The sequence below is a fragment of the Pseudoalteromonas sp. SG43-7 genome, from assembly GCF_014164295.1.
Lineage (GTDB): Bacteria > Pseudomonadota > Gammaproteobacteria > Enterobacterales > Alteromonadaceae > Pseudoalteromonas > Pseudoalteromonas rhizosphaerae.
The window spans coordinates 1-3,974 of sequence record NZ_JACJEY010000113.1 but is presented as its reverse complement, the minus strand read 5'-3'; the positions used below and the strand labels follow the sequence as shown (position 1 = coordinate 3,974).

Annotated in this window: 2 protein-coding genes; both read left to right on the top strand. The window is 41.7% G+C overall.

What is annotated here, in order from left to right; translation table 11 throughout:
• Nucleotides 1-331 precede the first annotated feature (331 nt).
• Complete coding sequence (gene secA, locus H5200_RS22835) at nucleotides 332-3,040, top strand: preprotein translocase subunit SecA (protein WP_182719662.1); 2,709 nt, start codon at nucleotides 332-334, stop codon at nucleotides 3,038-3,040.
• A gap of 532 nt (nucleotides 3,041-3,572) precedes the next feature.
• Nucleotides 3,573-3,968 carry an 8-oxo-dGTP diphosphatase MutT gene (mutT, locus tag H5200_RS22830; protein ID WP_149980579.1) on the top strand — a complete coding sequence of 132 codons (396 nt, stop codon included), beginning with the start codon at nucleotides 3,573-3,575 and terminating at the stop codon, nucleotides 3,966-3,968.
• Nucleotides 3,969-3,974: the final 6 nt, after the last annotated feature.

Below are 3,974 nucleotides of genomic sequence, written 5' to 3'. Positions count from 1 at the left end.
TAGAACCTAGAACCTAAGTTCTTATACTCCCCTTGATTTTCTTTTATCCACCTCCATATCCCCATAGTTAATATAACTTTATAGTCTTAATTAAAGTTATGTTTACGGCTTATTTTAAATTTTCTTGCAGAAAACTGATATCTTAACTACGCGATGGTTTGATGTTTCGCAGAGTCTGGTATAGTAGCGCACGTATTGAACGCTGTATTTCACAACGTTTCTCGAAATTGCTAATTAATATGTGCTCGTGTGAGTAATCTATTAATTAGTAATTATAAAAATGGGTTAGCTGATACTCGGCTAGCAAAGAACACATTGTAACGGTTTTATCATGATATCTAATTTATTTACCAAGATTTTTGGTAGTCGCAATGACCGCACTATTAAAAATTTAAGAAAGACGGTCGCGCTGATCAACGCGCTTGAAACGCAACTTGAAGCGCTTTCAGACGAAGATTTAAAAGCCAAAACAGCAGAGTTTAGAGAGCGTTACGATAACGGACAAGGTCTTGATGACATTCTACCAGAAGCATTTGCTGTGGTACGTGAAGCATCAAAACGTGTAAATGGTATGCGTCACTTTGACGTACAGTTGCTAGGTGGTATGGTTTTACACCAAGGCCGCATCGCAGAAATGCGTACTGGTGAGGGTAAAACCCTTACCGCAAGTTTACCAGCATACTTACGTGGTATTACAGGTAAAGGTGTTCACGTAATTACTGTGAATGACTACCTTGCTAAGCGCGATGCTGAAACTAACCGCCCATTATTTGAATTTTTAGGTTTAACTGTTGGCTGTAATGTACCGGGTATGATGCCGCAACAGAAAAAAGAAGCCTATGCCGCTGATATTACCTACGGTACTAATAACGAATTTGGTTTTGATTACCTGCGTGACAATATGGCGTTTAGCATTAACGAACGCGTACAACGTCCACTTTACTATGCGGTAGTCGATGAAGTTGACTCGATCTTAATTGATGAAGCCCGTACTCCACTGATTATTTCCGGCCCCGCTGAAGACAGTTCGCAGCTGTATGCTGAAATCAATACCATAGTTCCGCTTCTTGAGTTACAAGAGAAAGAAGACGAAGAAGGTATTGAAGGCGATGGTGATTTCACTATTGATGAAAAAGCTAAGCAAGTTCATTTAACTGAACGTGGTCAAATTAAAGTTGAAGAATTACTGATTGAACGTGGTTTGATAGCTGAGGGCGACTCGCTTTATTCTGCTGCGAGTATTACCCTGCTTAGCCATATTTATGCGGCATTACGTGCCCATAAGCTGTATCAAAAAGACATTGATTACGTTGTAAAAGAAAACGAAGTAATCATTGTTGATGAACACACTGGCCGTACAATGGAAGGGCGTCGTTGGTCTGAAGGTTTACATCAAGCTGTTGAAGCAAAAGAAAATGTAAAAATTCAAAATGAAAACCAAACGTTAGCGTCAATTACATTCCAAAACTACTTCCGTATTTACGATACCCTTGCAGGTATGACTGGTACTGCCGACACTGAAGCATTTGAGTTTCAGTCAATCTATGGTCTAGATACTGTTGTTATGCCAACTAATAAGCCGATGATCCGTGAAGATCGCGCTGATTTAGTTTACTTAACGCAAGAAGAAAAATACGAAGCCATTCTAATCGATATTAAAGATTGCCAAGAGCGCGGCCAGCCAGTATTGGTGGGTACGATTTCAATCGAAAGCTCTGAGTATTTATCGCAATTTTTACGTAAAGAAAAAATCAAGCACAACGTACTTAATGCTAAATTCCATGCCCAAGAAGCAGACATCGTTGCCGATGCTGGTTTACCAGGCACAGTAACAATCGCAACTAACATGGCCGGTCGTGGTACTGATATCGTGTTAGGCGGTAACTGGAATAGCGAAGTTGAAAAACTTGAAAACCCAACTGATGAGCAAATCAAAGCGATTAAAGAAGCGTGGCAAATTCGCCATGATGCAGTAATTGCTGCTGGTGGTTTACATATCATTGGTACTGAGCGTCACGAATCACGCCGTATCGATAACCAGTTACGTGGTCGTTCGGGTCGTCAAGGTGATGCCGGTTCAAGCCGTTTTTACCTATCGATGGATGACGCATTAATGCGTATCTTCGCTGGTGAACGCATGACTAATATGATGCGTAAACTAGGTATGCAACGTGGCGAAGCGATTGAGCATCCATGGGTTAACCGTGCCATTGAAAACGCGCAACGTAAAGTTGAAGCACGTAACTTTGATGTGCGTAAACAATTGCTTGAATACGATGATGTAGCAAATGACCAACGTCGTGTTGTTTATTCACAACGTAATGAGTTGCTTGAAGAAGGCGATATTTCAGAGACGATCACGGTTATTCGTGGCGACGTATTGGGCAACACTATTGACCAATACATTGCACCGCAAAGTTTAGCTGAAATGTGGGATATTCCGGGCCTTGAAGAGCGCTTAAAACAAGACTTCTTAATTGAGTTACCGATTACACAATGGTTAGCTGACGATAACAAACTTTACGAAGAAAAGTTACGTGAGCGAATTGAAGAGTCAGTTGAGCAAGCTTACAAACAGAAAGAGCAACAAGTTGGCGATTCTGTACTTCGTCAGTTTGAAAAAGCAATCATGCTACAAAGCTTGGATCAACATTGGAAAGATCACCTTGCTGCGATGGATCACCTTCGCCAAGGTATTCATTTACGTGGCTACGCGCAAAAGAATCCTAAGCAAGAGTACAAGCGTGAGTCGTTTGAATTGTTCTCTGAAATGCTTGAGAACCTGAAAATTGATGTCGTTAGTATTTTAAGTAAAGTACAAGTACGTGCTGAAGAAGATGTTGAAAAAATCGAAGAGCAACACCGCCAAAGTGAAAATGCTCCTCGCGAATATCAACATGAAGAAGTTGAGCACGTAGGCGGTGAAGCACCTCAAGGTGCAGTCGTAACATCACGCGCAGAGCCAAAAGTTGGCCGCAACGAACCTTGCCCGTGTGGCTCGGGTCAAAAGTTCAAACAGTGTTGTGGTAAGTTAAAATAACCAAATGTTATAATTAACAATTAAAAAGCGACGCCTGCGTCGCTTTTTTTGTTTGTAAGATTAAATATCAGGCGAGTAGCTTGCCACCGCGTTTTAAATGTGGTGTTTGTGCGTCAGCAAGCTCAACGCCTACGGTGTTAAATTTTATCTCGGTGTTAAATCACTTGTAGGCGAGTGGCTTGCCACCGCGATATTCAATATTGTATCGGTGTTTGTGCGTCAGCAAGCTTAACGCCTACGGTGTTAAATTTTATCTCGGTGTTAAATCACTTGTAGGCGAGTGGCTTGCCACCGCGATATTCAATATTGTTTCGGTGTTTTTGCGTCAGCAAGCTTAACGCCTACGGTGTTAAAGTTTATCTCGGTGTTAAATCACTTGTAGGCGAGTGGCTTGCCACCGCGATATTAAATGTGGCTCGGTGTTGGTGCGTCAGCAAGCTCAACGCCTACGGGTGTTGCATTTTACTCTGGTGTTTAATTAATTGCTTGTAAGCGCGGCTTTATGCCGCTCGGTTTTAATAAAGGTATTACGATGAATAAAAAAATTGTGCATGTAGCGGTGGGGGTTATCAAAGCAGATAACACACTATTTATCTGTAAGCGCCCTGACGATAAACACCAAGGTGGTTTGTGGGAGTTTCCGGGCGGCAAAGTAGAAGCTGGCGAAACCGTATTCGAAGCACTAAAGCGCGAGCTTCAAGAAGAAGTGGGTTTAACAATTAATAGTTCAAGCGAGCTGATGGTTATTGAGCATGATTATGGCGATAAATGTGTAAAACTCGACGTGCATTTAGTCACTGATTTTAGCGGCCAAGCCCATGGCGCAGAAGGTCAGCAAAGTGCATGGGTCGCGATTGATAAGTTAGACGATTACAATTTTCCTGCCGCCAACGTAGAAATTATCGAAAAAATAAAAGTGGATGTTTAAATTTAC

Coding starts and splice junctions, on each gene's coding strand:
- secA (WP_182719662.1), top strand. CDS start 332: ATGATATCTAATTTATTTACCAAGATTTTTGGTAGTCGCAATGACCGC.
- mutT (WP_149980579.1), top strand. CDS start 3,573: ATGAATAAAAAAATTGTGCATGTAGCGGTGGGGGTTATCAAAGCAGAT.